This window comes from Streptomyces sp. NPDC102441, assembly GCF_044765585.1.
Taxonomy (GTDB): Bacteria; Actinomycetota; Actinomycetes; order Streptomycetales; family Streptomycetaceae; genus Streptomyces.
Window position 1 is genome coordinate 219,127 of record NZ_JBIWKH010000003.1, and the last position, 26,603, is coordinate 245,729.

General features: G+C 70.7%; 26 protein-coding genes. 11 read left to right on the plus strand and 15 right to left on the minus strand.

Annotated features, from left to right (window positions below; translation table 11 throughout):
• Positions 1 to 11: 11 nt before the first annotated feature.
• Positions 12 to 857: a polysaccharide deacetylase family protein gene (locus ACIREO_RS07240; protein ID WP_404106267.1), complete on the minus strand. Its 846-nt coding sequence runs from the start codon at positions 855 to 857 to the stop codon at positions 12 to 14.
• A gap of 164 nt (positions 858 to 1,021) precedes the next feature.
• On the opposite strand from ACIREO_RS07240, the gene ACIREO_RS07245 reads away from it, so the two are divergent.
• Positions 1,022 to 1,483, plus strand: coding sequence for a universal stress protein (locus ACIREO_RS07245; protein ID WP_404106269.1), 462 nt, complete (start codon positions 1,022 to 1,024; stop codon positions 1,481 to 1,483).
• A gap of 52 nt (positions 1,484 to 1,535) precedes the next feature.
• Here ACIREO_RS07245 and ACIREO_RS07250 read toward each other — a convergent pair whose 3' ends face one another.
• Complete coding sequence (locus ACIREO_RS07250; RefSeq protein ID WP_404106270.1) at positions 1,536 to 2,759, minus strand: CapA family protein; 1,224 nt, start codon at positions 2,757 to 2,759, stop codon at positions 1,536 to 1,538.
• A 256-nt stretch (positions 2,760 to 3,015) separates the two neighbouring features.
• Between ACIREO_RS07250 and ACIREO_RS07255 the strand changes: the two genes are divergently transcribed.
• Positions 3,016 to 3,585, plus strand: coding sequence for a sigma-70 family RNA polymerase sigma factor (locus ACIREO_RS07255; protein ID WP_404106272.1), 570 nt, complete (start codon positions 3,016 to 3,018; stop codon positions 3,583 to 3,585).
• Here the strand turns inward: ACIREO_RS07255 and ACIREO_RS07260 are convergent.
• The gene (locus tag ACIREO_RS07260; protein ID WP_404106273.1) at positions 3,519 to 3,716 is read right to left on the minus strand and encodes a zf-HC2 domain-containing protein; all 198 of its coding nucleotides are present in this window, start codon (positions 3,714 to 3,716) and stop codon (positions 3,519 to 3,521) included. The two genes, ACIREO_RS07255 and ACIREO_RS07260, sit on opposite strands and share 67 nt — an antisense overlap.
• A 111-nt stretch (positions 3,717 to 3,827) precedes the next feature.
• Here ACIREO_RS07260 and ACIREO_RS07265 point away from each other — a divergent pair, with 111 nt between their 5' ends.
• Entirely contained in the window at positions 3,828 to 4,340 is a 513-nt protein-coding gene (locus ACIREO_RS07265) for a hypothetical protein (protein WP_404106275.1), read from the plus strand.
• Positions 4,341 to 4,359: 19 nt separating this feature from the next.
• Here ACIREO_RS07265 and ACIREO_RS07270 read toward each other — a convergent pair whose 3' ends face one another.
• From ACIREO_RS07270 to ACIREO_RS07310, 9 genes are all read right to left on the minus strand, one after another.
• Positions 4,360 to 5,586, minus strand: coding sequence for a sensor histidine kinase (locus ACIREO_RS07270; protein WP_404106276.1), 1,227 nt, complete (start codon positions 5,584 to 5,586; stop codon positions 4,360 to 4,362).
• Positions 5,583 to 7,073: a cation acetate symporter gene (locus ACIREO_RS07275; protein WP_404106278.1), complete on the minus strand. Its 1,491-nt coding sequence runs from the start codon at positions 7,071 to 7,073 to the stop codon at positions 5,583 to 5,585. The genes ACIREO_RS07270 and ACIREO_RS07275 overlap by 4 nt, the downstream gene beginning before the upstream one ends.
• The gene (locus ACIREO_RS07280) at positions 7,070 to 7,432 is read right to left on the minus strand and encodes a hypothetical protein (protein ID WP_099175792.1); all 363 of its coding nucleotides are present in this window, start codon (positions 7,430 to 7,432) and stop codon (positions 7,070 to 7,072) included. Before ACIREO_RS07280 ends, ACIREO_RS07275 begins: the two co-directional genes overlap by 4 nt.
• A 62-nt stretch (positions 7,433 to 7,494) precedes the next feature.
• On the minus strand, positions 7,495 to 8,247 hold the full coding sequence (locus ACIREO_RS07285) for a LytR/AlgR family response regulator transcription factor (RefSeq protein ID WP_404106279.1): 753 nt from the start codon (positions 8,245 to 8,247) through the stop codon (positions 7,495 to 7,497).
• Positions 8,248 to 8,285: 38 nt separating this feature from the next.
• Positions 8,286 to 9,146: an Fpg/Nei family DNA glycosylase gene (locus tag ACIREO_RS07290; protein WP_404106280.1), complete on the minus strand. Its 861-nt coding sequence runs from the start codon at positions 9,144 to 9,146 to the stop codon at positions 8,286 to 8,288.
• A gap of 53 nt (positions 9,147 to 9,199) precedes the next feature.
• Entirely contained in the window at positions 9,200 to 10,066 is an 867-nt protein-coding gene (locus ACIREO_RS07295) for an amidohydrolase family protein (RefSeq protein WP_404106282.1), read from the minus strand.
• 1 nt (position 10,067) lies between these two features.
• Positions 10,068 to 11,036: an aldo/keto reductase gene (locus ACIREO_RS07300; protein ID WP_404106284.1), complete on the minus strand. Its 969-nt coding sequence runs from the start codon at positions 11,034 to 11,036 to the stop codon at positions 10,068 to 10,070.
• Positions 11,037 to 11,130: 94 nt separating this feature from the next.
• The gene (locus ACIREO_RS07305; protein ID WP_404106286.1) at positions 11,131 to 12,489 is read right to left on the minus strand and encodes a wax ester/triacylglycerol synthase family O-acyltransferase; all 1,359 of its coding nucleotides are present in this window, start codon (positions 12,487 to 12,489) and stop codon (positions 11,131 to 11,133) included.
• Positions 12,490 to 12,609: 120 nt separating this feature from the next.
• Positions 12,610 to 14,676 carry a SpoIIE family protein phosphatase gene (locus tag ACIREO_RS07310; protein WP_404106288.1) on the minus strand — a complete coding sequence of 689 codons (2,067 nt, stop codon included), beginning with the start codon at positions 14,674 to 14,676 and terminating at the stop codon, positions 12,610 to 12,612.
• 144 nt (positions 14,677 to 14,820) lie between these two features.
• On the opposite strand from ACIREO_RS07310, the gene ACIREO_RS07315 reads away from it, so the two are divergent.
• Genes ACIREO_RS07315 through ACIREO_RS07325 form a run of 3 tightly spaced genes read left to right on the plus strand, consistent with a single transcriptional unit; the run spans position 14,821 to position 17,650 of the window.
• A complete protein-coding gene (locus ACIREO_RS07315; protein ID WP_404106290.1) occupies positions 14,821 to 15,657 on the plus strand; it encodes a YndJ family protein in 837 nt (278 codons plus the stop codon).
• Positions 15,654 to 16,163 (plus strand): DUF1990 family protein, encoded by a 510-nt coding sequence (locus ACIREO_RS07320; protein ID WP_404106291.1) that lies wholly within the window; start codon positions 15,654 to 15,656, stop codon positions 16,161 to 16,163. Before ACIREO_RS07315 ends, ACIREO_RS07320 begins: the two co-directional genes overlap by 4 nt.
• Before the next feature lie 29 nt (positions 16,164 to 16,192).
• Positions 16,193 to 17,650 carry a lipase maturation factor family protein gene (locus ACIREO_RS07325; RefSeq protein ID WP_404106293.1) on the plus strand — a complete coding sequence of 486 codons (1,458 nt, stop codon included), beginning with the start codon at positions 16,193 to 16,195 and terminating at the stop codon, positions 17,648 to 17,650.
• Between the two features lie 81 nt (positions 17,651 to 17,731).
• Here ACIREO_RS07325 and ACIREO_RS07330 read toward each other — a convergent pair whose 3' ends face one another.
• From ACIREO_RS07330 to ACIREO_RS07340, 3 genes are all read right to left on the minus strand, one after another.
• Positions 17,732 to 17,905, minus strand: coding sequence for a hypothetical protein (locus ACIREO_RS07330; RefSeq protein ID WP_404106787.1), 174 nt, complete (start codon positions 17,903 to 17,905; stop codon positions 17,732 to 17,734).
• A gap of 370 nt (positions 17,906 to 18,275) precedes the next feature.
• Positions 18,276 to 19,769 carry an SDR family NAD(P)-dependent oxidoreductase gene (locus tag ACIREO_RS07335; protein ID WP_404106294.1) on the minus strand — a complete coding sequence of 498 codons (1,494 nt, stop codon included), beginning with the start codon at positions 19,767 to 19,769 and terminating at the stop codon, positions 18,276 to 18,278.
• Between the two features lie 132 nt (positions 19,770 to 19,901).
• Entirely contained in the window at positions 19,902 to 21,377 is a 1,476-nt protein-coding gene (locus tag ACIREO_RS07340; protein ID WP_404106295.1) for an MFS transporter, read from the minus strand.
• Between the two features lie 229 nt (positions 21,378 to 21,606).
• On the opposite strand from ACIREO_RS07340, the gene ACIREO_RS07345 reads away from it, so the two are divergent.
• The 5 genes from ACIREO_RS07345 (at position 21,607) to ACIREO_RS07365 (ending at position 26,503) form a co-directional block, all read left to right on the plus strand.
• Positions 21,607 to 22,509 carry an RNA polymerase sigma factor SigF gene (locus ACIREO_RS07345; protein ID WP_404106297.1) on the plus strand — a complete coding sequence of 301 codons (903 nt, stop codon included), beginning with the start codon at positions 21,607 to 21,609 and terminating at the stop codon, positions 22,507 to 22,509.
• A gap of 117 nt (positions 22,510 to 22,626) precedes the next feature.
• Positions 22,627 to 23,886: a PP2C family protein-serine/threonine phosphatase gene (locus tag ACIREO_RS07350; protein ID WP_404106298.1), complete on the plus strand. Its 1,260-nt coding sequence runs from the start codon at positions 22,627 to 22,629 to the stop codon at positions 23,884 to 23,886.
• Positions 23,883 to 25,508, plus strand: a complete 1,626-nt coding sequence (locus ACIREO_RS07355) for an ATP-binding protein (RefSeq protein WP_404106299.1) — start codon at positions 23,883 to 23,885, stop codon at positions 25,506 to 25,508. The genes ACIREO_RS07350 and ACIREO_RS07355 overlap by 4 nt, the downstream gene beginning before the upstream one ends.
• Positions 25,505 to 25,948, plus strand: coding sequence for a response regulator (locus ACIREO_RS07360; protein ID WP_404106301.1), 444 nt, complete (start codon positions 25,505 to 25,507; stop codon positions 25,946 to 25,948). The genes ACIREO_RS07355 and ACIREO_RS07360 overlap by 4 nt, the downstream gene beginning before the upstream one ends.
• A 99-nt stretch (positions 25,949 to 26,047) precedes the next feature.
• The gene (locus ACIREO_RS07365; RefSeq protein ID WP_404106303.1) at positions 26,048 to 26,503 is read left to right on the plus strand and encodes an ATP-binding protein; all 456 of its coding nucleotides are present in this window, start codon (positions 26,048 to 26,050) and stop codon (positions 26,501 to 26,503) included.
• Positions 26,504 to 26,603: the final 100 nt, after the last annotated feature.

Below are 26,603 nucleotides of genomic sequence, written 5' to 3' on the forward strand. Positions count from 1 at the left end.
GGCGTCCGTCGTCAGCTCCGGTGCGGGACGGTCGGGCGGTAGCCACTACCGATGAGCGCGGGCAGATACCGGCGCAGGGCGGCCACGCTCTGGGACCGGTTTCCGCCCGCGTCGTGCGACAGCACGACGACGCCGGGTGCCGCGCCCTCCCTGACCCGGCGGACGATGGCGTCGGTGCCCGGCGTGGTCCAGTCCAGGGTGTCGACGGTCCAGGCCATCGGCTCCATGCCCATCGCGGCACCGATCTCGAAGGAATTGCGGTTCCAGGCGCCGTACGGGGCCCTGTACCAGAGCGGCGGGGCCCCCAGCGTCTTCTCGATCACCTCGCTGGTACTGCCCAGTTCGTCGCGGATCGCGCCTCGGGAGAGCTTCGGGACGAGCGGGTGCGACCAGGAGTGATTGCCGACCACGTGCCCGTCGTCGGCCATCTCGCGGAGCAGATCACGGTTGCCGTCCGCCATCTCGCCGCAGACGAAGAACATCGCCCGGACCCCGTACCTGCGCAGTGTGGCCAGGATGTCCGGGGTGTACCGCGGGTCGGGGCCGTCGTCGAAGCTGAGCACCATGGCGTCGCTGCCCAGCTCGGGCAGCTCCTCGAAGGGCCGGGTTCGGACGGGTGGCGCGGCCGGCCGGAAGCGGGACGGTGTGATCGAGGTCATGGGCCGCAGCCGGTAGGAGCCGGGGCCCGCCTGGGCCCTCGCCTGGGGCCCGGCGGCCGGAGCCGACGGCTCACCACCGGGGCGTGATGGCGTCCCGGCCGGATCGGCTGCGATCGTGTGCACCGCGGTGGCCGCCCCCAGCGCGAGGGCGAGACGCAGCAAGGTGCGGCGTTCCGCTGGAATCTGATCATGCTTCATGACCAACTGCTCGCACGGGGCGACGCCTGCGCCCACCGCCGACACCGGGTATGTAATGTTTTGCACCCGATGGATGGAGTGCCCCGGAGGTATCCGGCGGGGAGGCTCCGGGTTCCACGGAGGCGCCCGGAGGGCGGACCGTGCGAGCGGCTACCCTCAGGGCCGTGACTGACCAGCAACACCAACGCTTCGAGCGCGGCACGGACGGCCCCAAGGTGATCGTCGCGGGCATCGACGGATCCGAGTCCTCGATGAGGGCCGCGGCGTACGCCGCGGGCCTCGCCCGTCGGCAGAACGCGATGCTCGCCCTTGTCTACGTCCAGCCGGTGATGTCGGCCGGCGCCTCCCTGGGAGCCCCGGTCGCCGAGGCGACCGGCGAGGTCGCCGAAGGGCTGGTGAGCGAGATCAGGACGGCGACCGAGCGGCTCAAGGACATATGGAATGTCCGGTGGGAGTTCCATACCTTCCACGGTGATCCGTACAACGGACTCGTGACGGCGGCCGACGAGCTGACGGCGGACGCGGTGATCGTGGGCGCGTCGGAGTCCGCCGGGCACCGCTTCGTCGGCTCGGTGGCGGTCCGGCTCGTGAAGGCCGGGCGCTGGCCCGTCACCGTGGTGCCGTGACGCCTGCGGGTGCCCCCCTTCGCCCCATGGACACACCGGCGGGTGCCGGATGTCACTTCCCGGCCACGAGCCCGTCCTGGGCCGCACCACGGCTGAGGACGACGGCCTGGATCCGGTCGCGGATCTCCCGCAGTCGACCCTCGGTCTTCTTGGCGGAGCCTGAGGCCTCGGGGGCCAGGTCCACGACGCGCGCCGCCTCGGGGTCGAACCACTGCGGAATGAACTCGGCCTTCTTGACCGCCCATCGCTGCCCTGGTTTCGCCGGCGGCTCGAAGGTGAAGCGGCCCATCGAGTTCTCGTTGGCGCGCGGGTCCTGGGCGCCCTCGTGGTTGACCATGGCACCGGCGACCTGGTCGCCCATGCCGTAGACGATCCAGGTGCCGTTGACCTTCTCGTACGCCTGCGGGACATGGGCGTGGGTGCCGAGGATCAGGTCGATGTCGGGGCGTTCTCCGGTGCCGGAGGCCGTGAGTTCGCGGCCGAGTGCGAGCTGGACGTCGTCGGGGGCGTCCTGCCATTCGGTGCCCCAGTGCAGGGAGACGACGACCACGTCGGCGCCCGCCTCACGGGCGGCACGGGCGTCCGCGACGATCTTGTCCTTGTCGATCAGGTCGACCGCCCAGGGCTGCCCGGCGGGCAGCGGGATGTCGTTGGTGCCGTAGGTGTAGGCGAGGTGGGCGACCTTCGCCGCGTTCTTGCCCTTGCCCGCCCGGAGCAGGGTGGGGCGGGCCGCCTCCTTCGCCGAACGCGCGGAACCGGCATGGGCGATGCCCGCGCGGTCGAGTGCGTCGAGTGTGCGTCCGATCCCCTGGGCGCCGTCGTCCAGGGTGTGGTTGGAGGCGGTGGAGCAGGAGTCGAAGCCGGTGGCACGCAGGCCGGCCGCGACCTCGGGCGGTGACTTGAAGGACGGATAGCCGGTGTACGGCCCACCGTCCTGGCCGTACACCGTCTCCATGTGACAGATGGCCAGATCCGCACCCGAGACCGCGGGAGCGGCGCCCTTGAGCATCGGGGCGAAGTCGTAACCCCTGCCTTCCGCGTCGGCCGCGGCCCGGTCGATGATCGAGGAGTGCGGCAGGATGTCACCCGAGGCCAGCAGCGTGAAGGCGCGCGCGCTCTCCGCTCCGTCGGCACCCGCGCCGCCCGCACCCCGCTCGGCGGAGAGGTGCCGGCCCGCGAAACCGGGGGGTGACGACTGCTGGCCGGTACAGGCTGTTGCGGTGGCGAGAAGACCGGCGACGGCGATCGCCGCGCCCTGTCGGATGCGCATCGTCATCGGCACGACTCCCAGTTCGGATGATTTCGGCCATCCGAATACACATATATTCATATCGGTGAGTCAAGAACAAAAGCATCTAAGTACCTGAATCGGCCGTATCGGCTTCTGCCGACCGTTCACCGCACCACTCGCCGCTCCGTGCGACCGCTCGGCGCACACCTCGGTGCACCGCCTGTTCCCCCACGTCCCGATGCGTTCGTATACGCCAGGCGGGAGCGAGGCGTCAGGGCCTCTTCGGGAAAGGACGTTCACGATGATCACTGCGACAGCCGATGAGCGGGCCATCGCGGAGCTGCAGCGGGAACACGGGCCCGCGCTGTTCCACTTCCTGCTGGGACTGACGTTCGGCGACCGGCAGCGGGCCGAGGATCTGTTGCAGGAGACGCTGGTACGCGCCTGGCAGCACCCCGAGGCGTTCGACGCTCCCTACGACTCGATGCGCCCGTGGCTCTTCACCGTGGCGCGGAGGCTGGCCATCGACGCCCGCAGGTCCCGCCAGGCCCGCCCAACCGAGGTCAGCGACACGGTTCTGGAGAGCGCCCCCGCCCAGGACGACACCGCGGACTCGGCGGTCCACGCCCTCGATGTGCGCGAGGCCGTGAGCACGCTCAGCCCCGAGCACCGGGCGGTGCTCGTCCAGATCTACTTCCGTGGGCTCAGCGTGGGCGAGACCGCGCAGGCCCTGGGGATACCCGCGGGCACCGTGAAGTCCCGCTCGTACTACGCGCTGCGGCTGCTGAGCTGCAATCTGCCCGGCTACTCGAGCAGGTCGTCCACGTTGAGCAGCGCCAGCAGGGACACCGCCTCCGCGACCTCCACATAGGCCGCGGCACAGGCCGCGCACCGCTGGAGATGCCGGGCGACCGGACGGCTCTCGTCCGGCTCCAGGGCATCGAGTACGTAGGCGCCCAGCAGCTGCCGCACATGCGGGTCGTCGCCGCGGTCGGCGGTCATCGCACCTCGAATCTCCCGACGGATCCTGCCCTTCTGCCCACGCGGGGAGCGTGCCCCCGGTTCAATGCTGCGTGTAGCCCGGTGCCGAGTAGACGAAAGAGGCGAGACGGGATGCGTCCCGAACATCATGAGGAAACCGGCGGGGGCGGGCTGCCGGTCCCGATGGCCTGGATGTACTCCGAGTACATCGCTGACGAGGTCCTGGTGACCGGCGACCTGATGGAGCCGACGACCCTGGAGTACCGGGCGGGACGCGACGCGCTCGCCCTGACGATCTTCCTCTCCGACGGGGCGGGCGCCGACGACCTCCCCGCCGCGCGGGTGGACGAGCTGCGGCTGCTCACGGCGTACGGCGCCGGCTGGAGGCGCTGGGTCTGCGCGCGACTGGAGGCGCTGGAGCGCCCGACCGCCCCGGCCGGGGCCCCCGATCCCGACCTCTCGATGGCGCGGGCCGCCTGGCGGTGGCTGGAGGAGACCGAGCTGCTGGCCGCGGACCTCGACGCGATCAGCCCGCCGCCGTGGGAACCGGTGGACGACGACGGGGAGGAGGCTGAGACCCAGGTGTGGACGCCCGCGTGGCAGCTGGGGCTGCCGCTGGGTCATCTGGCCGTCCATCTGTACTGAGCACGGGACGGACGGCCGGTCATGAACCGTGTACGCCCGCACGGTACTTGGGCAGCCTCAGGGTGATCTTCATGCCCGCTCCGGCTCCCGTCTCGATGACCAGGCCGTAGTCGTCCCCGTACACCTGGCGAAGCCGCTCGTCCACGTTGAGCAGACCGATGCCGCTGGAGGTGCCGCCCTCGCCGCGCAGGATCTTCCGGAGACGCTCCGGTTCCATCCCGGTGCCGTCGTCCTCGATGACGACCTCCGCCTCGGCGCCCGCGTCCAGCGCACTGATCGTGATGCGGATCGGGGCGTCGCCCGCACGGGCGGCGCCGACAGGCCGGGAAGGGGTGACGGCGCCCTCCAGACCGTGCTTGACGGCGTTCTCGACCAGGGGCTGGAGGCAGAGGAACGGGAGCGAGACGGGAAGCACCTCCGGGGCGACCTGGAGGGTCACGGAGAGCCGCTCGCCGAACCGTGCCCGCACCAGGGCCAGATACTGGTCGATGGAGTGGAGTTCGTCGGCCAGGGTGGTGAACTCCCCGTGCCTGCGGAACGAGTAGCGGGTGAAGTCGGCGAACTCCAGGAGCAGCTCACGCGCCCGCTCGGGGTCGGTCCGGACGAACGACGCGATCGCGGCCAGTGAGTTGAAGATGAAGTGCGGGGAGATCTGGGCCCGCAGTGCCTTGATCTCGGCCTCGATGAGCTGCGTACGGGAGCGGTCCAGCTCGGCGAGTTCCAGCTGTACGCAGACCCACCGGGCCACCTCCCCCGCCGCTCTGGCCAGCACCGCCGACTCCCGGGGGGCGTAGGCGACGAGCGTGCCGAGCACCCGGTGGTCGACCGTCAGCGGGACGGCGACGGCCCAGCGCAGCGGGCAGTCGAGGTCGCCGCAGCCGGTGTGGAAGGCGGTGTCCCTGCCGCTGGCGAGGAGTCCTTCGACCTGCTGCATCACGTCCTTGCCGTGGTGGTCCCCTTCGCCGTCCCACACCAGCACCCGGTCGCGGTCGGTAAGACACAGGGCATCGGTGCCGAGCAACGAGCGCAGCCCCCGGGCCGACCTGCGCGCGCTCTCCTCGGTGAGGCCCGCGCGCAGCGGGGGTGCCGCGAGGGAGGCCGTGTGCAGGGTCTCGAAGGTGGCGTGCTCGACCGGCGTGCCCACATCGCTCGTGCGTACGGGGCGGGCGGTGCGGCCCAGCAGGAAGCCCGTACCGAAAAGCAGCAGTACGAGCACGGCGATGACGGCGATCCCGGCCCCGGTCATCGCATACGTCCCGAGGTCAGCGCCTCCGGCAGATGGAAGCGGGTCATGGCCGCGTTGGTGCCAGGGGGTATCCGTCCCGGAGTGGCCAGGGAAACCAGGATCATCGCGAGGAAGCCGACCGGTACGGACCAGACGGCGGGCCAGGCCAGCAGGGCGTGCGGCCAGCCCGGCGGGCGCACCACGCCGCTGACGGTGATGGCCACGGACAGCAGCGCGGAGCCGCCGCCGAGCAGCAGGCCGGCGATCGCGCCCGGCGGGGTGAGCCGCCGCCACCAGATGCCCAGGACGAGCAGGGGGCAGAACGACGACGCGGAGACCGCGAAGGCCATGCCGACGGCATCGGCCACGGGCACCCGGCTGACCACCAGCGAGCCGGCCAGCGGCACCGAGATGGCCAGGACGGTGGCCAACCTGAAGTGACGTACGCCCCGCGAGGGGAGAACGTCCTGGGTGATCACTCCGGCGACGGCCATGGTGAGCCCGGACGCCGTGGACAGGAACGCCGCGAACGCGCCGCCCGCGAGGAGTGCGCCGAGCAGATCACCACCGAGGCCGCCGATCACCCGGGCGGGCAGCAGCAGCACGGCGGCGTCCGCGTCACCGCCGTACATGAGCTCGGGTGCGTACAGGCGGCCCAGGGCCCCGTACACCGGGGGCAGCAGATAGAACAGACCGACCAGGGCGAGCACGGCGACCGTCGTGCGGCGGGCGTCGCGGCCGTTGGGGCTGGTGTAGAAGCGGACCACCACATGAGGCAGGCCCATGGTGCCGAGGAAGGTCGCCACGATCAGTCCGTACGTCGCGTAGAGGGGATGGGCCGCCCGGAAGACGGAGATCTGCTCGTCGAAGCTGACGCGAGGGCGGCCGTCACCCTGCCACGCGAGGACCAGGAAGATGGCGGGCACCAGCAGCGCGGTGAGCTTCAGCCAGTACTGGAAGACCTGCACGAAGGTGATCGAGCGCATGCCTCCCGCCGCGACGGCGACCACCACGACGGAGGCGACGAGCACGTCGCCCAGCCAGCCGGGCGCACCGGTGAGGATCTTCAGGGTGAGCCCGGCGCCCTGGAGCTGCGGCACCAGATACACCCAGCCGGCGCCGACGACGAACACGCTGACCAGCCGGCGCACCTGCCGCGACTCGAGCCGTCCCTCGGCGAAGTCGGGGAGGGTGTACGCCCCCGAGCGGCGCAGCGGTGCGGCGACGAACACCAGCAGCACGAGGTATCCGGCGGTGTAGCCGACCGGGTACCAGAGCATGTCGGGGCCGTGCACCAGCACCAGCCCCGCGATGCCGAGGAACGACGCGGCGGACAGGTACTCGCCGCTGATCGCCGCCGCGTTGAGCCTCGGCCGTACGGTGCGCGACGCGACGTAGAAGTCGGAGGTGGTACGGGAGATCCGGAGCCCGAAACCGCCGACGAGGACGGTGGCCAGGACGACGAGGGCGACCGCCACCACCGCCGCCGGGTGGCCGGGTGCGCTCACGGTGCGGGGAGGCCTTCCACGAGTCTGGCGAAGTCTCGCTCGTTGCGCTCGGCTCTGCGCACGTACCACCAGGCGGCCAGGGTGAGCGGCGGGTAGGTGGCGAAGCCGAGCACCGCCCAGACGAGGGCGTTGCTGTGCAGCGCCTCGAAGACCAGGGGCAGGGTTCCGGCGACGAGTGCGAGCACCGCGAAGGCGGTGAGTCCGGCGCGGAGTTGGCTGCGCATCAGCGAACGGACGTAGGCGCCGCCGAGTGCGGTCTGCTCGTCGATCTCCGACTGGGCACGGTAGCGGGGCAGTGGGCGCACTCGCCGGGGCTCGCCCGTGACCACTTCGCGCCGGGGCGTGCTCTCTGCGGACATGGGGCCGGAGTGTAGGCGGCGCAGGGCCCGGCTGGGAAGGGCGGCCTCCGGGTCGAGCCAGGTCAGCGGCCGGTCTGCCGCATAAGGAGGTCGCGGAGGGCGCGGGTGTGGCGCCGGCTGACCGCGAGCTCGGCGCCCCCGATGCGGACGCTCATGCTGCCGGCGTCGAGCCTGAGTTCGTCGATACGGTTGAGCGCCACGAGGTGGCGGCGGTGGATGCGTACGAACCCCCGTGAGCGCCAGCGCTCCTCCAGGGTGGTGAGCGGAATCCGGACGAGATGGCTGCCGGTCGCGGTGTGCAGCCGGGCGTAGTCGCCCTGTGCCTCGGCGTACGCGATGTCGTCGACGGGCACGAACCGGATGACCCCTCCCAGTTCCACCGCGACCTGGTCGGCGGCCGCGTCGTGGACGGAAGCGGAGCGGTCACCGACCTGTTCGGCCACACGGCGGACGGCCTCTGCCAGACGCTCCCGGCGGACGGGCTTGAGCACGTAGTCGACGGCCTTGAGATCGAAGGCGTGTACGGCGAAGCCCTCGTGGGCGGTGACGAAGACGATGAGCGGCGGCGCGGCGAACCCGGCCAGGAGCTGGGCGACGTCGAGTCCGGTGAGCCCCGCCATGTGGATGTCCAGGAACACGACGTCGATCGCCGAGGCGTCATCGGGCCCGGCGTCGACGGCGCCCCCGATGCGTCGCAGCGCCTCGGTGGCGCCCGTGGCGCCCTCGGCGCTCCGGATGCGGGGATCGGCGCGCAGGAGGTAGAGGAGTTCCTCCAGGGCGGGTTCTTCGTCGTCGACGGCGAGTACGCGCAGCATGAGGCCGGAGTTTAGACGGACCGGCGTGATGGCTGCCGCTACTTGAGAAGGCGGGACAGCCGCCGGTCGGCGAGAGGCTTTCCGCCGGTCTGGCAGGTGGGGCAGTACTGCAGCGACGAGTCGCTGAACGACACCTCCAGCACGGTGTCGCCGCAGACGGGGCAGGGCTTCCCGGCGCGGCCGTGGACGCGCATGCTGCTCTTCTTCTCGGCCTTGAGCCGGCCCGCCGCGACGCCCCGGGAGCGTTCGACAGCCTCCTGGAGCGTGGTGCGCATCGCGTTGTACAGATGGGTGATGTCGTCGTCGCCGAGGGCGGTGGTGAGCTTGAACGGTGACATCTTCGCGACGTGCAGGATCTCGTCGCTGTAGGCGTTGCCGATGCCCGCGATCAGCGACTGGTCGCGCAGGGCTCCCTTGACCTGCCGGCGTACCCCGCCGAACACCGTGGCGAACGCGTCCCGGTCGAAGGAGCCGGCCAGCGGATCGGGCCCGAGGCGGGCCACCCCGGGTACGTCCGCCGGATCGCGCACCAGGTGGACGGCCAGGCGCTTGGTGGTGCCCATCTCGGTCAGGTCGAAGCCTTCGCCGCCGGCGAGAAGCATACGGAGGGCGAGCGGGCCCTTGCCCGGCCGTGGCGGGGTCGCGTGGAAGCTGTCCTTCCACTGCAGCCAGCCGGCCCGCGCGAGGTGGATGAGCAGATGGAGCTCCCCCGCCGTGATGTCGAGAAATTTTCCGCGCCGGGCCACGGAGCTCACGGTGGCGCCTTCGACGGCGGTGAGCGGCGGGTCGTACGTCTTCAGGACGCTGATCGCGAGCGGCAGGACGCGCGCGATCTCCTGGCCGACCAGGTGGTCGTCGAGGAAGTCCCGCAGGGCTTCGACTTCCGGCAGTTCGGGCATGACTCCAGCCTGCCGCAACGGCCCCGCGCATGCCCGCCGGATGCGGCGGATGTTCACACGGAGGGTGTGCGCAGCCCGTAGACCCGTCGCGCGGTGCCCGCGAAGACGGACCGCCGCCCGTCCTCCCCGAGCCGGCCCGTCAGCTCGCGTGCCGCCTCCAGGACCTCGGTGTACCCGGCGGCGAGCCGGCACACGGGCCAGTCGGAGCCGAACATCGTCCGGTCGGGCCCGAAGGCCTCGATGACGCTGTCCGCGTAGGGGCGCAGATCCTCCACCGTCCAGCTCCGTGGGTCCGCCTCGGTGACCAGGCCGGAAAGCTTGCAGACGGTGTTGGGCAGCGCGGCGAGCGCCCGCACATGGCCGGCCCAGGGTTGCGTCTCCCCTCGCGCCACAGGCGGTTTGCCCGCGTGATCGAGCACGAAGGTGAGCTCCGGCAGAAGGGCCGCCGCGCGGACCGCGGCGGGCAGCTGGTGGGGCCGGACGATCAGGTCGTAGACGAGCCCGGCGGCGGCGACGGCACGCAGCCCGCGCAGGACGTCGGGGCGCAGCAGCCACTCCGGGTCGGCCTCGCCCTGGACCTGGTGGCGGATTCCGACGAGCCGGCCGCCGCCGGGCAGGGCGCGGAGCCCGGCGAGGGTGTCGGCGATGTCCGGCGCGGTGAGATCCGTCCAGCCGACGACGCCCGCGACGAGCGTGCTGCCGTCGGCGAGCGCGAGGAGTTCGGGGGTCTCCTCCACGACGGTGACCGTCTGGACGAGCACCGTGGCGACCACCCCGGCCGCGCGGGCCTCGGTCTCCAGGTCGGCGAGAGTGAAGGTGCGGCGGATGGGGGCGAGTTCCTCGCCGGTGATCCAGTCCTGGTCGCGCACCGCGAGGTCCCACACATGATGGTGGGCGTCGATGACGGCGAAGGGCGTCATGTCACAGCAGTCCTTCCGCGCGCAGGTCGTCCCAGAGCGCGTCCGGGACCGGTGTGCGGAGCTGGGCCGCCGCGTCGCGCACCTCGTCCGGTGAGCGCGTCCCGACAAGGACCCCCGCGACGGCCGGATGACCCAACGGGTAGTGCAGGGCGGCGGCGCGCAGCGGGACACCGTGCGCTTCGGTGACGGCCCGGATGCGTACGGCCCGGTCCAGGAGGGGCTCGGGGGCCGCCGTGTAGTCGTAGGTGGCACCGGGTCGCGGGTCGGCGAGAAGTCCGGAGTTGAAGACACCGCCGACGACGACGCTGCGTCCCCGGGCGACCGCCTCCGGCAGCAGGTCGTCGAGGGCGCTGTGGTCGAGGAGGGTGAAGCGGCCGGCGCAGAGGACGGCGTCGACGTCGGTCTCGCGGAGGAAGCGGGTGAGCATCGCCGTCTGGTTCATCCCTGCTCCGATGGCACCGACCATGCCCTCGGCACGCAGCTTCTCCAGCGCGGGGTACCCCTCGCGGAAGGCCTCCTCCCCGTGGTCGTCGGGGTCGTGCAGATAGACGATGTCGACCTTGTCGAGGCCGAGGCGTCCGAGGCTCTCCTCGATACTGCGGCGGATGCCGTCGGCGCTGAAGTCCCAGCGACGCCGGTGGGTGTGCGGTACGGCGTATCCGTCGGACAGCCCGTGCCGGGCGGCCGCCTCGGCGGGCGTCAGCGGATCGAGCAGGCGGCCCGCCTTGGTGGACACCGCGTACGCGTCCCTGGGCCGGTCGCGCAGCGCCTCGCCGAGACGGCGTTCGGAGAGTCCGAGGCCGTAGTGCGGTGCGGTGTCGAAGTAGCGGATGCCCTCGTCCCACGCCGCGTCGACGGCGGCTGCGGCCTCCGCTGGATCGACCTCGGTGAAGAGATTGCCGATGGCCGCCGCCCCGAAGGCGAGTCCGGTGATCTCGACCGCGCTGCGTCCGAGCCTGATGCGCCGCATACTCTGCCGCCCCCGCCGGTGATCCCTGATTGGTCCGTAGACGAATATTCATCGGATCAATCGGCCACGTCAACAGGTTCCGGCGGATCGGCTCTTACGCCGGTGCGGGCACCGTGGGCACGAGCGCGTGCAGGTCGTGCAGTTCTTCGCGGACCGCACACGCCAGCTGGTCGAGATCGGGAAGTGCCTTCCCGTCGGCGACCAGTCCGACCTGTACACCTCCGCCGTATGTGGTCAGCGCGACGGCCAGTGACTGCCCGCGGGCCAGCGGCGCCAGGGGATAGAGGGCGCGCAGCGGACAGCCGCCGAGCGAGAGCGCCGAGCGGGGCAGGGGCACGCTGGTGACCAAAATGTCGAAGAGCATCCGGGCCGCGTTCCCCGCGAGTGGGGCTCCGAACCGGTGGGCCAGGGCGGGCAGCTGATCGGCCAGTACGGCGACGGCGCCCGCGCCGCGCAGCGGGCCGGCCGACTTGTTGCGGTCCATGCCCGTACGTACCAGGCGCAGACGTTCCCGGGCGTCGGGTTCACCGACGGGCAGCCCGAGGAGATAGGCGGAGAGCCTGTTGCCGGTGGATGCTCCTCCGGGCCTGCGCCGCGAGACGGGGACCAGGGCACGCGGGTCGGCACCGGGGAGCGGCTCGCCCCGTTCGGCCATCCAGCGCCGCAGCGCACCGGCGACCACCGCGAGCAGGACGTCGTTGGCCGTACCGCCCTCGGCGCGCCGGATACGCCGCACCGTCTCTGCGTCGAGGTCGGCGGTGGCCAGTCGGCGGGTGCCGCTGGATCTGGCGGTCAGGGCCGTGCCGGCGCGCAGGTCGAGGCGGCTCGCGCGCACGACGGAGGCTCCGACCCCCAGTGCGCGCCCCATGTCCCCGAGCCTGCCCATCGCCATGCCCGCGGCTTCGTACGGGCCGGGCAGCCAGGAGCGGGGCGGTACGGGTGTCCGGCGGCGCACCGCGCCACGGCCGGCACCGGCGGAGGCGATCTGGTCGAAGATGCCGGCGCCGATGGCGACGGCCCGCATCCCGTCGGCGAGCGCGTGGTGCAGCTTCACGAGTACGGCGAACGGGCCGTCGCCCGGGCTGTCGAGGAGGTACATCTGCCAGGGCGGCAGGCCCCGCCCGAGCGGCCGCTCCATGAGTTCACCGGCGAGCCGTGTCGCCCCCGTCATGAAGTCGCCCTCGGGGAGCACGACCCGTTGGACGTGCCGCTGCACGTCGAAGTCCTTGTCGGTGAACCAGGCGGCACCGCCGACGGGCAGCAGGACGTCACGTACGCGCATCCGCAGCCGGGGAATCCCGGCGGCTCGGGCTCCGAGAAGCCCGAGCAGGTCCTGCGGAGCCACCCCTGGAACCGGGTCGAACACGGCGAGTGCGCCGAGGTGCATCGGGTGGGTGTCGGATTCGAGGTGCCAGAAAGCCAGATCAAGAGGTGCCAGGAGCTCGGTACTCAACGGGGCCTCGCGTCTTCGACAGCGGAACGGCGGGATCGCAGTCAATCCCGCAGGGTCGGTTACGGTCAAGTATGGACATGTTACGTACTGTTACAGTCTCGCGCTGTCGTGGCAGCGGCGCTACCGGCGCTCCGGGATGACAAACTCGCACCACACGCACTTGCCGTTGCCCCGGGACTCCACTCCCCAGACGTCGGCCATCCGGTCGACGAGCATGAGTCCGCGGCCGGAGACCCCCGACTCCCCCGCGTCCCTGCGGCGCGGCAGTGCGCTGGAGCGGTCCTCGACGTCGACGCGCAGGCGGCGTTCGGGCCCTGCGAGTATCCGGATGGTGACGATCGCACCGCCGTCGGTGTGCATCAGCGCGTTGGTGATGAGCTCGTCGGCGGCGAGCTCGACCTCGTCCGCCCGGTCCTTCGCGCCCCAGGCGCGCACCGCCGCCCGGATCATGTGCCGGGCGGACGTCAGCGCCTCGGGGTCGTTCTGCGCGACGTGCTGCTGGAGCCGGCCGCCCGGATGGGGGGCGTGGGCCGCGTCGCGGCGCAGCAGCAGTACCGCCATGTCGTCCTCACCGCCACGCTCGTCGACGACCTCGCACAGCCGGTCGGCCAGCCTCTGGAGGTCCTGCGGGCCGTCGCAGACCGTCGCGGCCAGCAGCCGCATGCCTTCGTCGAGGTCGGTGCCGGGCAGCTCCACCATTCCGTCGGTGTAGAGGATCATCGTCTGGCCCGGGTCCAGGTCGACGGTGCTGACCGGATATTCGAGCTGCCCGAACTCCGCGGAGAGACCCAGCGGCAGCCCGCCGTCGACCGGCAGTTTGCGGCAGCTCCCGTCGACATCCCGCAGGACCGGGTCGACGTGACCTGCCCTCACCAGCTGCACCACTCCTGTGGTGAGATCGGCCTCGGCGTAGGTGCAGGTCGCGAAGCGGTCGGTGTCGAGTTCATGGAGGAAGACGGACGCCCGCGCCATGACCGTGGCCGGGCTGTGCCCCTCGGCCGCGTAGGCGCGCAGCACGATCCGGAGCTGTCCCATGACGGCCGCCGCGTGTGTGTCGTGTCCCTGTACGTCACCGATGACGGCCCCGACCCGGCCGCCGGGCAGCGGGATGATGTCGTACCAGTCGCCACCGATGTCCCTGCCGAGCCGCGCGGAGCGGTAGCGGACGGCGACCTGGGCGCCTGACACGTCGGGGATCCGGCGCGGCAGCATCGCCTGCTGGAGCCCTTCGGCGAGGTCGTGCTCCTGTTCGTAGAGCATGGCCCGCTGGAGGCTCTGGGCGATCGAGCTGCCCAGAGCCACCAGCAGGTTCCGCTCGTCACTGGTGAAACCGGCCTTGTCGCCGTAGAGGAGCCCGAGCGCGCCGATCGGGCGGGCCTGGGCGATGAGAGGCAGGTAGGCGGCGGCGGTGATACCGAGATGGCTGATGTGTGGCCACAGGATGGGGTACGAGGTCGCGAAGTCCTCGGGCGTCTCGATGAAACGCGGCGTGAGCGTGCGGATGACCTCACTCATCGGATAGGGCTCTTCGGTCCGGGTGTAGCGGGTGCCCTGGACGAACGCCCCTTCAGGGCCGTCCGCCACCAGATGGATGCGCCCGGACTCGAGCAGCCCCATGACGAGGCTGGTGGCACCGAGGTTGGCCAGGCCGCGGGAGCTCTTCAGCACGTCGGTGACGTCCTTGACCGTCCGGGCGTGGGCCAGGGCCGCGGTGGTGCCCTCGACGAGACTCGTACGACGCCGCCGTTCCTCGTCGACGGTCCGGCGCGCGGTGGATTCGGCCAGTTCCTGGGTGGCGTCCCGGATGATCCCGATGATGCGGCGGGGCCGCCCGGTGCCGTCGCGGCGGATGAATCCCTGGGTGTGGGTCCAGCACAGGGAGCCGTCGCGCTGCGTCCTGCGGAAGTACGCGCCGTAGTTGCTGCGACCGCTCTTGAGGGCCTGCGAGACCATGGCGTCGAGCCGGATCGCCTCGTCGGCGGGGACGCGCTGCGCGAGCCCGCCGGGGCGGCCGTCGTATTCGTCGGGGCGCAGGTCGAACACATCGAGGGCAGGCTCGTCCATGTGCATGAGGCCGCTGTCCAGATCCCAGTCGAAGCTGCCCATTCGGTTCAGGGCGAGGCTGAGGTCCGGGTGGGCGGGCCAGTCGTCCGGGAGTGACAGGGCACCCGCTACCCGATCATCCATATGCGCCACTCTGCCATTATTTGTCCGATTCCTCGACCGAACCGGCACCTTGAACGCGTTCAAGATGGCCTCTATGCTCAACACGAGACGAATTGAACATGTTCAATTCGGTGTTGCCCGTACGCGTGAACGGGGGTGGACGGGATGTCCGTACTGGTCGGGCTGATCGTGATGCTGGGCATGCTGGTGATCGTCCCGCTGGGCCTGGGGCTCGTCGGTGACCCCGCGCTCGACGGGATACGGCGCCTGTGGCCGCTCTTCGGGGTGCCGGGCGCCGTGTCGCTGTGGCTGCCGCGCGGCGCCGCCGCCACCGCGCTCGCCCTCTGCTACGCGCTGGGGACGCTGCTCCTCGCCACTCGTGCGCCCCGCCGTCTCGCCCGTACACGCAGTGCACGCCCGGCGGAGGCCGCGCTGCTCACCGCACTGGTCACCCCGTCGGTCGCGGCGCTCGCCCTCGTCGCCGAGCGCTCCGGCCACGAACTGTTCGGCTTCGGCCTCGGTATCCTGGCGCTGACCGTGCCCCACTTCCACTTCGCCGGATTCGCCGCCGCCCTCGTCGCCGGTCTCGTCTGCCGGGCCGAGGAAGGGACGGCCGGCCGGTTCGCCGCCCTGAGCGTGCCGTTCGGCACCCTGCTGGTCCTCGTCGGCTACTTCGCCGGGGACTGGACCGAGCTGGCCGGGGCCGTCGTGCTCACGGCCGGGATGTGGACGGTCGCACTCCTGACCTGGCGCACCGTCCCCGTCACCGGACGGGACCGGACCACCCGCGTCCTGCTCGCCGTCTCGGCCGGCGTACTCGCGGTCACCATGGCGCTCGCACTGAGCTGGGCACTCGGTGAGGCCACCGGACTGCCGCACCCCACCCTGACCTGGATGGCGGCCACGCACGGCCTCGGCAACGCGCTGGGCTTCGCGCTCTGCGCGTTGCTCGCACGGCGCCGGCTCCAGGACCTCACCCACCCGGAAGGCAGGACCGCATGAGCACGCTCACGTATCCCGAGGTGGGAGCGACCCGGCTGGGACCGCTCCCGGACGGGTACAACCATCTGCACCATCGCGCAGCCGTCGGCAGGGGCCGTACGGACTTCGAGACCGCGGGCGCCGCCGTCATCGAGTGGCGCGCGCACCGTGCCACCGGAGCCAGGGTGCACGCCTCCGCCGCACGGGCCGCCACCGGAGTCACCGTCGAGGTGTCGGCGGGCATCGGGCCGCTCCGCCTCGCCGCCCCCTGCGAGATCATCTGGACGGCGTGCGAGAAGGACCGCACCGGGTTCGGGTACGGGACCCTGCCGGGGCATCCCGAGTGCGGGGAGGAGAGCTTCGTGGTGGAGCTGGCGGACGACGGAACGGTGTGGTTCACCGTCATGGCGTTCTCGCGGCCCGCCTCCTGGTACACCCGGCTGGCGGGCCCGCTCGTCCCCGTGGCCCAGCGGTGGTACGCCCGACGGCTCGCTGCCGTACTGCGCCGGGCCGTGTCGGCCGCCTGACGGGCGGGGCACGCCGGATACTGGAGGCGATGGAGTGGTTCACCGCAGATGGCTACTGGCTGAGCAGGCTGATCTTCCAGCGGGCTCTCGCCGTCGTCTATCTGGTCGCGTTCGTCGCCGCGGCGCTCCAGTTCCGGGCGCTGATCGGCTCCCGTGGCATGCTCCCCGTGCCCGACCTCCTGCGGCACACCTCGTGGCGGGCCGCGCCGGGGCTGTTCCGGCTGCACTACTCCGACCGCTTCTTCGCGCTGGCCGCCTGGACGGGGGCCGCGGTGTCGCTCGCGCTCCTGGCCGGCCTCGACGCGTACGTCCCGCTGGGAGCGGCGATGGCTCTGTGGGCGGTGCCGTGGGTGCTGTACCTGTCGATCGTCCAGGTAGGCCAGGTCTGGTACGGCTTCGGATGGGAGTCGCTCCTGCTGGAGACGGGATTCCTCGCCGTGTTCCTCGGCAACGACTCCACGGCGGCTCCGGTGCTGGTGCTCTGGCTGCTTCGCTGGCTGCTCTTCCGGGTGGAGTTCGGCGCCGGCCTCATCAAGATCCGTGGGGACGAGTGCTGGCGGCGGCTGACCTGCCTGGACTTCCACCATGAGACCCAGCCGATGCCCGGGCCGCTGAGCTGGTTCTTCCACCGTCTCCCGAAGCCCGTCCACCGGGCGGAGACCGCCGCCAACCATGTCACCCAGCTCGTGGTGCCGTTCCTGCTGTTCACCCCCCAGCCCGTGGCGAGCGTCGCGGCAGGGCTGATGGTGGTCACCCAGCTGTGGCTGGTGCTGTCGGGGAACTTCGCCTGGCTGAACTGGCTGACGATCGTCCTCGCCCTGTCCGCGGTCGACTGGTCACTGATCGCCGGTCGCCCGCCCGCACAGCCGGCCTCCCCGCTCTGGTACGAGGTGGTGGTCATCGCGGTCACCACTCTCGTCCTGGTCCTCAGCTACCGTCCTGCGCGCAATCTGCTCTCCCGCCGGCAGGCGATGAACCGCTCCTTCGATCCGCTCCATCTGGTCAACACCTACGGAGCCTTCGGGAGCATCAGCAGGATGCGGCTGGAGGTGGTGGTCGAGGGGACCGACGAGGCAGTGATCCACGAGGGGACCCACTGGCTCGAGTACGGGTTCCGGGGCAAGCCGGGCGATCCGCGCCGGCTGCCGCGCCAGTTCGCTCCGTACCATCTGCGGCTGGACTGGATGATGTGGTTCGCAGCGCTCTCCCCGGCCTACGCCCGTTCCTGGTTCGGGCCCTTCGTCGAGCGGCTGCTGCGGGGCGACCGCGACACCCTGCGGCTGCTGGGCCACAACCCGTTCCCGGACGGCCCGCCGGCCCACGTCCGGGCCAGGGTCTTCCACTATCGGTACACGGACCTGCGGGAGCTGCGGGCCACCGGCTGCTGGTGGGACCGGACGTATGTACGTGACTTCATGAGACCGGTCGCCAGGCCCGTCCCGCTCCGGCCGGACACGGCCCCGGGAAGGGGTGACCGCCGCCGGTGAGAGCCCGGTGGTCACGCTTCTGCCCCCGTCCGTGGACGGGGGCAGAAGCCGAGGCGCCGCTGGAACAGGTACGGGCGCGGATCAGTCGATGCCGGGCAGGATGTGCGGCTCGGCCAGGTCGTCCTCGTAGCCGGCCAGCCTGATCGGTGCCGACCTCGCCCAGACCTCGATGTTCCGGAGCTTCTCGGGCCGACGGGCCCGCTCTCCGGTCCCTTCGACGGGGCGCGTCTCGGTCTTCGTCATGTCAGGTGTCACCGCGGACTCCTTTGTGTCGCGTTACCCCGGGCGGTGGCGACGCTGCGGCTGTGAGAACCGTGTCGACCGCCCTCTGCGGGGCAGGGGCAGAAACAGTTCGGTCGCGGTGGCGCCGTTACGGGGTGGGACGGCGGGCTGCTTACAGACCTGTCCCAGGACGGCCGAGGAAGGTTCGTGGATCCCTCGGTGGCGTCCGTTCACCTCAGACTAACCAAATGAGCGCCGTCCCGCTCGACAGAACGTGTGGTCTGGGTCACTTTCAGCCAACAGAACGGCGGCGGCCCGCTGTCCGTGGGGCCGCTGTGTCACCTGTCACCGCAGGTGGCGGGAGGTGTGGGCGAGACAGGAGGTACGGACGGGCTGGAGGCGGTCACCAGCCCGCGGGGGCGTAGTCCTTCAGGAAGCAGCCGTACAGCTCCTCGCCCTCCTCGCCGCGCACGATCGGGTCGTAGACCCGGGCGGCTCCGTCGACGAGGTCCAGAGGGGCGTGGAAGCCCTCCTCCGCCAGTCGGATCTTGTCGGGGTGCGGCCGCTCGTCCGTGATCCAGCCGGTGTCGACGGCCGTCATCAGGATGTGGTCCTTCTCGAACATCTCCTGGGCGCTGGTGCGCGTCAGCATGTTCAGTGCGGCCTTGGCCATGTTGGTGTGCGGGTGTCCCGCACCCTTGTAGCCGCGGCCGAACACGCCCTCCATCGCGGAGACGTTCACCACGTAGGCGCGCTTCGCCTCGGTCCTGGCCATCGCGGGGCGGAGCCGGCTGATCAGGATGAAGGGCGCCGTGGAGTTGCAGAGCTGGACCTCGAGGAGCTCGATCGGCTCGACCTCCTCGACGGTCTGGATCCAGCTGTTCGTGTCGTGCAGGTCGGGGACCAGACCGCCGGCGTCGATCGCGGTGCCCGCGGCGATGCGTGCCGGCGACGCGGACCCCGTCACCAGAGCGAGATCCGTGACGTCCTGCGCGCTCAGGCCCTGGCCCTCACGGCGGGCGGCGGGCAGTGCGGCGACCCGGTCGACGGTGCCGCTGCCGAACGTGCCGATCACCTGGGCGGCGGGGAGTTCGCCCGCGGGCAGCGGGCCCGACTCGGCGGCGAGGAGCTCTCCGTAGGCCTGCGGGGACCGGCGGACGGTCTGCGCGGCGTTGTTGATCAGGATGTCCAGCGGCCCCTCGGCGGCCACAGAGTCGGCGAGCGCGACGACCTGGGCGGGGTCGCGCAGGTCGATGCCGACGATCTTCAGACGGTGGATCCACTCGTCGCTGTCCGGCATCGCCTTGAAGCGGCGGATGGCGTCGTTGGGGAAGCGGGTGGTGATGGTGGTGTGCGCGCCGTCGCGCAGCAGCCGCAGCGCGATGTACATGCCGATCTTGGCGCGGCCTCCGGTGAGCAGGGCCCGGCGGCCGGTGAGGTCGGTGCGCGCGTCGCGCCGGCTGCGGTTCTCCGTGGCGCACCGCTGGCAGAGCTGGTGGTAGAAGGCGTCCACCTCGACGTACCGGGTCTTGCAGATGTAGCAGGACCTGGGGCGCTGGAGTATGCCCGCGATCTCGGCGGTGGCCGAGGAGGACGGGAGGACACCCTGCGTCTCGTCGTCGATGCGCTCGGCGGAACCGGTCGCCGTGGCTTCGGTGACGGCCTTGTCGTGCGCGGTCTTGGCGGCGCGGCGCTCCTGGCGGCGGCGCTGCTTCACGGTGCGGTAGATACCCGCGGTGGCCCGGCGCACGGCGACGGCGTCAGGGTGGTCGACCTCGATGGTGTCCAGCTCGTCGAGCACGCTCAGGCAGACGGCCAGCCGCCCCGGGTCGATTCCGGGACCGAACTCGTCGATACCGGGAGCGAACTCCTGGCTGTCCTCAGCTGTCACCGTCATTGCCGTTCCTCTGTCACTCGTCACTCATGCCGTCGTCGGGCTTCGGTGGGGAGTGATCCGGCCGGGAGCCGGCGAGGGCAGGCGCGCACGGGCGGAATGCCCCGGTCAAGTCTGCCATGAGTCGGGCGTTGCTCAGTTCGGTCCCGCGCCCTGCCCGGCTTCGGCGGAGAGCGGGGTGGCGATGGACTCGAGGGACTTCTGCTCGGCCGCCACCGCGAAGAAGGACGCGACCAGGCCCGCGGCCACCATGAGGGCGGCTCCGATGCAGAAGGCCAGGACGGTGTCGCCGACCACACCGCTCGCGGTCAGGTCCGCAAAGACCAGCGGTCCCGTGATGCCTCCCGCCGCGGTACCCACGGCGTAGAAGAACGCGATCGCCATCGCCCGGGTCTCCATCGGGAAGATCTCGCTCACCGTCAGATAGGCGGAGCTGGCACCGGCGGAGGCCACGAAGAGGACCAGACACCAGCAGCCGGTCATGGTGACGGCCGTCAGCAGTCCGGCGCCGAAGAGCCACGCGGTCGCGAACAGGAGCAGGCCCGAGAGGATGTACGTCCCCGCGATCATCGGCTTGCGCCCCACCGTGTCGAAGAGGCGGCCCAGGAAGAGGGGCCCCAGGAAGTTGCAGAAGGCGATGACGGCGAAGTAGTACCCCGTGGCGCCGCTGGAGATGTCGAAGAACTTCACCAGGATCGAGCCGAAGCCGAAGGTGATGGCGTTGTAGAGGAACGCCTGGCCGACGAAGAGCGCGAGGCCGAGGACCGCGCGCTTGGGATACGAGCGGAAGACGGTCCGGGCGATCAGTCCGAATCCGATGCTCTTGCGCTGCCGCACGGTGATGGCGGGTTCGGCCGGGGGCAGACTCCTCCCGGTCTCCTCCTCCACTTCCTGCTCCACCCCCTCGACCAGCCGCTCCGCCTCCTCGTCGCGCCCGTGGATGAACATCCAGCGCGGGCTCTCCGGGACATGACGGCGCACCAGCAGGATGACGAGCCCGAGGACCACGCCCAGCGCGAAGGTGAGCCTCCAGCCGACGTCCGCGGGGAAGATGTCGGTGTTCAGCGCGAGCACGGAGAGCAGGGAGCCGGCCATGGCCCCGAGCCAGAAGCTGCCGTTGATGATGAGGTCGACCCGGCCCCTGTACTTGCTGGGGATCAGCTCGTCGATGGCCGAGTTGATCGCCGCGTACTCCCCGCCGATCCCGAAGCCCGTCAGAAAACGGAAGACGAAGAACCACCATGCCGAGAAGGAGATCGCCGTGAGCGCGGTGGCCGCCAGGTAGACGGCGAGGGTGATCAGGAAGAGTTTCTTGCGCCCGAACCGGTCGGTGAGCCATCCGAAGACCAGCGCACCGGAGCAGGCGCCCGCCACGTACAACGCGGCGGCGATGCCCGTGACCTGGGTGCCGGTGATGGCCAGTCCACTGCCGTCCTCGGACAGCCGGCTGGCGATGTTGCCGACGACCGTCACCTCGAGCCCGTCGAGGATCCAGACCGTTCCCAGGCCGATCACGATCATCCAGTGCCAACGCGACCAGGGCAGCCGGTCCAGCCGCGCCGGGATCCGTGTCGTGACGGTGGGTCCACCCGCCGTACCGGTGTCGCTCATGAGGCCTCCTCAGCTTCCGGAACCACAGGTGCCCGAAATGAGGCCTGTCTCACACATCGGCCGGAAAGACTGACCGAAGAGCACCCGCCTGATCACGGATCGTTACATCTGGCGGCTCCATCCGGCTCGTTCACGTCTTTCCGGGAAAATCTTCGGTACACGGTGGCATTACTTCCGGATCGCGGGGCATGCGCCCGTCACTGCATCGGACACCAGGGAGGGCGACACCATGACGGCCATGTCAGTGCGAACCACCGAAGCGATCGGCACCGCGGCGACGCGATGCGACGAGACGGGTGCGCTTTCCGACGCGGCCGTACCCCCGCTCCCGTGGATCGAGGACGCCGGCAAGGTGGCCCCGCAGGATGCCCGGGCCATGTCGAAGCTCTTCTTCGACCGGCTCCAGGTCCTCGATGAGGGGACCCACGAATACCAGTACGCGCGCAACACCCTGATCGAGATGAATCTCTCGCTGGTGCGCTTCGCCGCCTCGCGGTTCCGTAACCGGGGCGGTGACGACACCGAGGACATCATCCAGGTGGGGACGATCGGCCTGATCAAGGCGATCGACCGGTTCGACCTGTCCCGCGAGGTCGAGTTCGCCACCTTCGCGGTGCCGTACATCGTCGGTGAGATCAAGCGGTTCTTCCGCGACACGACCTGGTCCGTGCATGTGCCGCGACGACTGCAGGAGCTGCGGGTCGAGCTGGCCAAGGCCAAGGAGCAGCTGTCGGCGCAGCTCGACCGCGACCCGACGGTCGCGGAGCTCGCCGCACATCTCGATCTCCCCGAGGAGGAGATCATCGAGGGTCTCGTCGCCGCCAACGGCTACTCGGCGGGTTCGCTGGACACCCCGAACGCCGACAGCGAGTCGGGCAGCGACCAGCGCGCCTACGCCGATCTGCTGGGTGACGACGACCCGGGGATGGAGAGCGTCGAGAATCTGCACACCCTGGCCCCGCTGCTGCGGCAGCTGGACGACCGCGAGCGGAAGATCGTCCGCATGCGCTTCGGACAGGAGATGACACAGGCGCAGATCGGCACGGAGCTGGGCGTCTCCCAGATGCATGTGTCGCGTCTGCTCAGCAGGATCGTCCAGCGCCTGCGCACGGGCATGAGCGTCGAGGCCTGATCCACGGCGTACGCACAAAATGACGGAGGCCCGGCCGAGTGCCGGGCCTCCGTCACATATGCTTCACGCCGATACGGCCGTGGGTTCCCCCGTGCCGTCCGTCTGAGGGGGTGGAGCGTGACCGAGTCACCGTTGGACACCTCTGCGCGTGTGCAGCGGCTCAGCGGAATTCCGGAACAGCAGAAGGGGCCGATCGCCACCGACACGTCGGTCTGGGACGTCGACGCGGTCCTGCTCCTGGTCGAGGACGACTCCGGAGACGCTCTCCTGGTCGAGGAGATGCTCACCGACAGCGAGCTGGACGCCCCGCTCACATGGTGCAAGACGCTGGCCGAGGCGCGGCGGTTCCTGCTGGACTGCGGCACATCCGTCTGCGTCCTGCTGGATCTGCACCTGCCCGACGTGAACGGCCTCGACGCCGTCCGCCAGCTCGTCGGGTCCGCACCTGACGCGGCCGTCATCGTGCTGACGGGTCTTGACGAGTCGGAGACCGGACTGTCCGCGGTCGCGCAGGGCGCCCAGGACTACCTCGTCAAGGGCCGGATCGAACCCGAGATGCTGGGCCGTGCGATCCGCTACGCCCTCCAGCGCAAGCACGCCGAGCGGTCGGCTTCCGCGATGCGCACCAACCGTCTGATCGCCCAGGAGAACGCCCGTCTGGAGCGCGCGCTGCTGCCGATCCCGCTGCTGCTGGACGACAGCTTCCAGGTGGCCGCGAGCTACGAGGCCGGGCGCGCCCACGGGCTGCTGAGCGGCGACTTCTACGACGTGGTCCAGACCGCCGACGGCGCGGTGCACGCGGTGATCGGCGATGTGTCGGGGCATGGCGCCGCGGAGGCCGCCCTGGGTGTCTGTCTGCGGGTCGCGTGGCGCACCGCCGTACTGACCGGCGTCACGCAGCTCGAGAAGATCGGTCTGCTGGAAGGCATACTCGTCGCCGAGCGGTCGGATCCCCATGTTTTCGCCACCGTGACCACACTCGTCTTCCCGCCGGGCCGGGACAGGGTTCTCGTCGCGCGGGCCGGACATCCCGGGCTGCTGATGCGGCGCGGCACGGAGGTCTCCTGGATGGAGCCCGACCCGGGCATGGCCCTCGGGCTGCTGCCCGGTGCCGGCCGCTGGGCCATCACGGAGCTGGAGCTCTCCCCCGACAGCGAGCTCGTCCTGTTCACCGACGGTCTCTTCGAGGGTCGTACGGGGCCCAAGTCCCGGCTGGGCGAGGACGGGCTGCTGGCCATGGCCGGAAGGTACGGCTCGCTCGAACCCCGCGCATTCGTCGACGCGCTGGTCGCCGAGGCCACCGAGAGCGCCTCTCCGTACGGCGGGCTGGCCGACGACGTCGCCGTCCTGCACCTGGGCTGGAAGGCGGACGCATGAGCCCGGAGGAACCAGCGGCCGGAACGACCGGCCCGATAGCGCGGCTGTCGGTACAGAACTGGGTCCACCTGATCCTGGCCTGCTTCGTGCTGGTGGTCTGCGGATGCCTGGTCGTGGGCGGGGTCGTCCTCTCCCGGATCTCCGACCGGACCACCGAGCTCGTGGACCGCGTCCAGCCCGCCCGATCCGTTTCGTTCCAGCTGCAGAACTCGCTCCTCGACCAGGAGACCGGCGTGCGCGGATTCGCGCTCACCGGTGACACCTCGTTCCTCGACCCCTACGAGAAGGGCATGCGGGCCGAGCGGGAGCGGCTGGCCCGGGTGCGCTCCCTCATGGGGGACGGGCAGCCGTACGCCGAGGACCTGAACCGGCTCGAGAGGGCCTCCCAGCAGTGGCGGACCCTGCGGGCGGAGCCGCTGATCGCGACGGTACGGAGGGGCGGGCCCGCCGGTGAGTCCTCGGCACCGATCCTGCGGAGCAAGGCGCAGTTCGACGACTTGCGCGGTCTCTACGCAGCCCAGCAGAAACACCTGGACGACGCCCGTGACACGGCCCGCGCCGAGCTGGACGACGCGCGCACGACCCGCGACCGTGTGCTCATCGCCCTGGTGATCGGTTTCGTGCTGGCCGTCGTGTCGCTGAGTCTGCTGCTGCACCGCATGGTGGGCCGGCCGCTGGCCGAGCTGACCGCGGCGTCGTACAAGGTACGGGCGGGCGCCTTCGCCAGCAGGATCGAGGTCCGCGGCCCCTCGGACGTCAGGGCGGTCGCCGCGGCGGCCGAGGACATGCGCCGGCGTCTGGCCGTCGAGCTGGCCGAGTCCCAGGAGCGGGAGACGCTGCTGGCCGAGCAGACCACCGAGCTGCGCCGGTCCAACTCCGAACTGGAACAGTTCGCCTACGTGGCCTCGCACGACCTCCAGGAGCCGCTGCGGAAGGTAGCCTCCTTCTGCCAGCTGCTGGACAAGCGGTACAACTCGGAGCTGGACGAACGCGGCCGGCAGTACATCGACTTCGCGGTCGACGGCGCCAAGCGGATGCAGGTGCTCATCAACGACCTGCTGACCTTCTCCCGGGTGGGACGGGTGCAGCAGAGCTGGAAACCCGTGGACCTCGACACGTCCCTGGACCGGGCCCTGTCCAATCTCACCCTGGCCGTCGAGGAGTCCGGTGCCGTCGTCGTGCGCGAGGACCCGCTGCCGGAGCTGCTCGGCGACTCGACGTCGCTCACCATGGTGTGGCAGAACCTTGTCGGGAACGCGGTCAAGTTCCGGCGGCACGACGTGCCGTGCCGGATCACCGTCGGGTGTGTCCGGGAGGGCGACGACTGGCACATGACGGTCGCCGACAACGGCATCGGGATCGCGCCGGAGTTCGCGGACAAGGTGTTCGTCATCTTCCAGCGCCTGCACGCCCGCGACGAGTACGAGGGCACCGGAATCGGGCTCTCCCTCTGCCGCAAGATCATCGAGTTCCACGGTGGCCGGATCTGGCTGGACCCGGAGCCCGCACAGGGCACACTGATCCACTTCACCCTGCCCGTCCTGCCTGAGGCACCCACGCACACCACGGCGGAGCTCCTCGCCCCCGCCCCGCTCACCCCCCGGTCGGGAGACCTCCTGTGAACGACGCCGTCACGCCGATCGAGGTCCTGCTCGTCGAGGACGATCCCGGCGACGAGCTGATGACCCGTGAGGCGTTCGAGGACAACAAGATCCGCAACACCCTCCATGTGGTCCGCGACGGACAGGAGGCGCTGGACTTCCTCTACCGCCAGGGTGAGCACACCGACGCGACGCGCCCGGACCTGATCCTCCTGGACCTGAATCTGCCGAAGTACGACGGCCGGCAGGTGCTCGAGCGGATCAAGACCGACCCCGAACTGGCACTGATCCCGGTGGTGGTCCTCACCACGTCCTCGGCCGAGGAGGACATCCTGCGCAGCTACAAACTCCACGCCAACGCCTACGTCACCAAGCCGGTCGACCTGGAGCAGTTCATCGGGGCGGTACGGCAGATCGACGACTTCTTCGTGAGCGTGGTCCGGCTGCCTCCGCGTGCGTAAGATCTGCAGGGATCTCCTGGAGTGGGATCTCTCGACGCGGGTAGACGAACGGCGAGAAGAGGTCGACGACCTCCCCTGCGGCGCCCCTGGCTGGAGCACATGAACGAACAGGTCACCTCACGGCCGGACGACCCCTTCCAGGGGACGACGTCCACTGAGGTTCTGCTCACCGCCGAGGTGTTCGACGGCGAGCCCGGATGCATCGCGCAGGCCCGCGCGCTGGCCGACCGTTTTCTGGCGCGGCTCGCGGCGGAGTGGCTCGCGGTCCTCGGTGAGCACACGCGCAGCGATCTGATGCTGGCGGTCAGCGAACTCATCACCAACGCGGACCGCTACAGCCACGGCCCGTACCTGCTGGAGCTGGAGGGCGACGCGCGGCGCATCAGCGTCACGGTCTACGACAGCAGCACGGCGCTCCCGGTGCTCTACTCCCCCGACCCGGCCCGCCTCGGCGGTCACGGCATGGAGATCGTGGTCGCGCTCTGCGACCGGCTCACCGCGGAGCGCGTGCCGGTCGGCAAACGCATCCGCGCCGAGTTCATGCTCAGCACCTGAACCGACCCGCTTCCCGGCCACCCTGCGCGCTGGGACAGCGGCGTGGCGTCACCTCCCCGGCGAACTTCTGAGCCCTCGGGCAAGGAGGACTACCGTCGGG

Bases quoted from the DNA above. Each gene is read 5' to 3' on its own strand.
- ACIREO_RS07310 (WP_404106288.1), bottom strand. From the start codon at position 14,676: ATGGATGATCGGGTAGCGGGTGCCCTGTCACTCCCGGACGACTGGCCC.
- ACIREO_RS07260 (WP_404106273.1), bottom strand. From the start codon at position 3,716: ATGACCGCCGACCGCGGCGACGACCCGCATGTGCGGCAGCTGCTGGGC.
- ACIREO_RS07340 (WP_404106295.1), bottom strand. From the start codon at position 21,377: ATGAGCGACACCGGTACGGCGGGTGGACCCACCGTCACGACACGGATC.
- ACIREO_RS07295 (WP_404106282.1), bottom strand. From the start codon at position 10,066: ATGACGCCCTTCGCCGTCATCGACGCCCACCATCATGTGTGGGACCTC.
- ACIREO_RS07290 (WP_404106280.1), bottom strand. From the start codon at position 9,146: ATGCCCGAACTGCCGGAAGTCGAAGCCCTGCGGGACTTCCTCGACGAC.
- ACIREO_RS07250 (WP_404106270.1), bottom strand. From the start codon at position 2,759: ATGACGATGCGCATCCGACAGGGCGCGGCGATCGCCGTCGCCGGTCTT.
- ACIREO_RS07300 (WP_404106284.1), bottom strand. From the start codon at position 11,036: ATGCGGCGCATCAGGCTCGGACGCAGCGCGGTCGAGATCACCGGACTC.
- ACIREO_RS07335 (WP_404106294.1), bottom strand. From the start codon at position 19,769: ATGACGGTGACAGCTGAGGACAGCCAGGAGTTCGCTCCCGGTATCGAC.
- ACIREO_RS07280 (WP_099175792.1), bottom strand. From the start codon at position 7,432: ATGTCCGCAGAGAGCACGCCCCGGCGCGAAGTGGTCACGGGCGAGCCC.
- ACIREO_RS07315 (WP_404106290.1), top strand. From the start codon at position 14,821: ATGTCCGTACTGGTCGGGCTGATCGTGATGCTGGGCATGCTGGTGATC.
- ACIREO_RS07320 (WP_404106291.1), top strand. From the start codon at position 15,654: ATGAGCACGCTCACGTATCCCGAGGTGGGAGCGACCCGGCTGGGACCG.
- ACIREO_RS07365 (WP_404106303.1), top strand. From the start codon at position 26,048: ATGAACGAACAGGTCACCTCACGGCCGGACGACCCCTTCCAGGGGACG.
- ACIREO_RS07345 (WP_404106297.1), top strand. From the start codon at position 21,607: ATGACGGCCATGTCAGTGCGAACCACCGAAGCGATCGGCACCGCGGCG.
- ACIREO_RS07240 (WP_404106267.1), bottom strand. From the start codon at position 857: ATGAAGCATGATCAGATTCCAGCGGAACGCCGCACCTTGCTGCGTCTC.
- ACIREO_RS07285 (WP_404106279.1), bottom strand. From the start codon at position 8,247: ATGCTGCGCGTACTCGCCGTCGACGACGAAGAACCCGCCCTGGAGGAA.
- ACIREO_RS07255 (WP_404106272.1), top strand. From the start codon at position 3,016: ATGATCACTGCGACAGCCGATGAGCGGGCCATCGCGGAGCTGCAGCGG.
- ACIREO_RS07325 (WP_404106293.1), top strand. From the start codon at position 16,193: ATGGAGTGGTTCACCGCAGATGGCTACTGGCTGAGCAGGCTGATCTTC.
- ACIREO_RS07355 (WP_404106299.1), top strand. From the start codon at position 23,883: ATGAGCCCGGAGGAACCAGCGGCCGGAACGACCGGCCCGATAGCGCGG.
- ACIREO_RS07270 (WP_404106276.1), bottom strand. From the start codon at position 5,586: ATGACCGGGGCCGGGATCGCCGTCATCGCCGTGCTCGTACTGCTGCTT.
- ACIREO_RS07265 (WP_404106275.1), top strand. From the start codon at position 3,828: ATGCGTCCCGAACATCATGAGGAAACCGGCGGGGGCGGGCTGCCGGTC.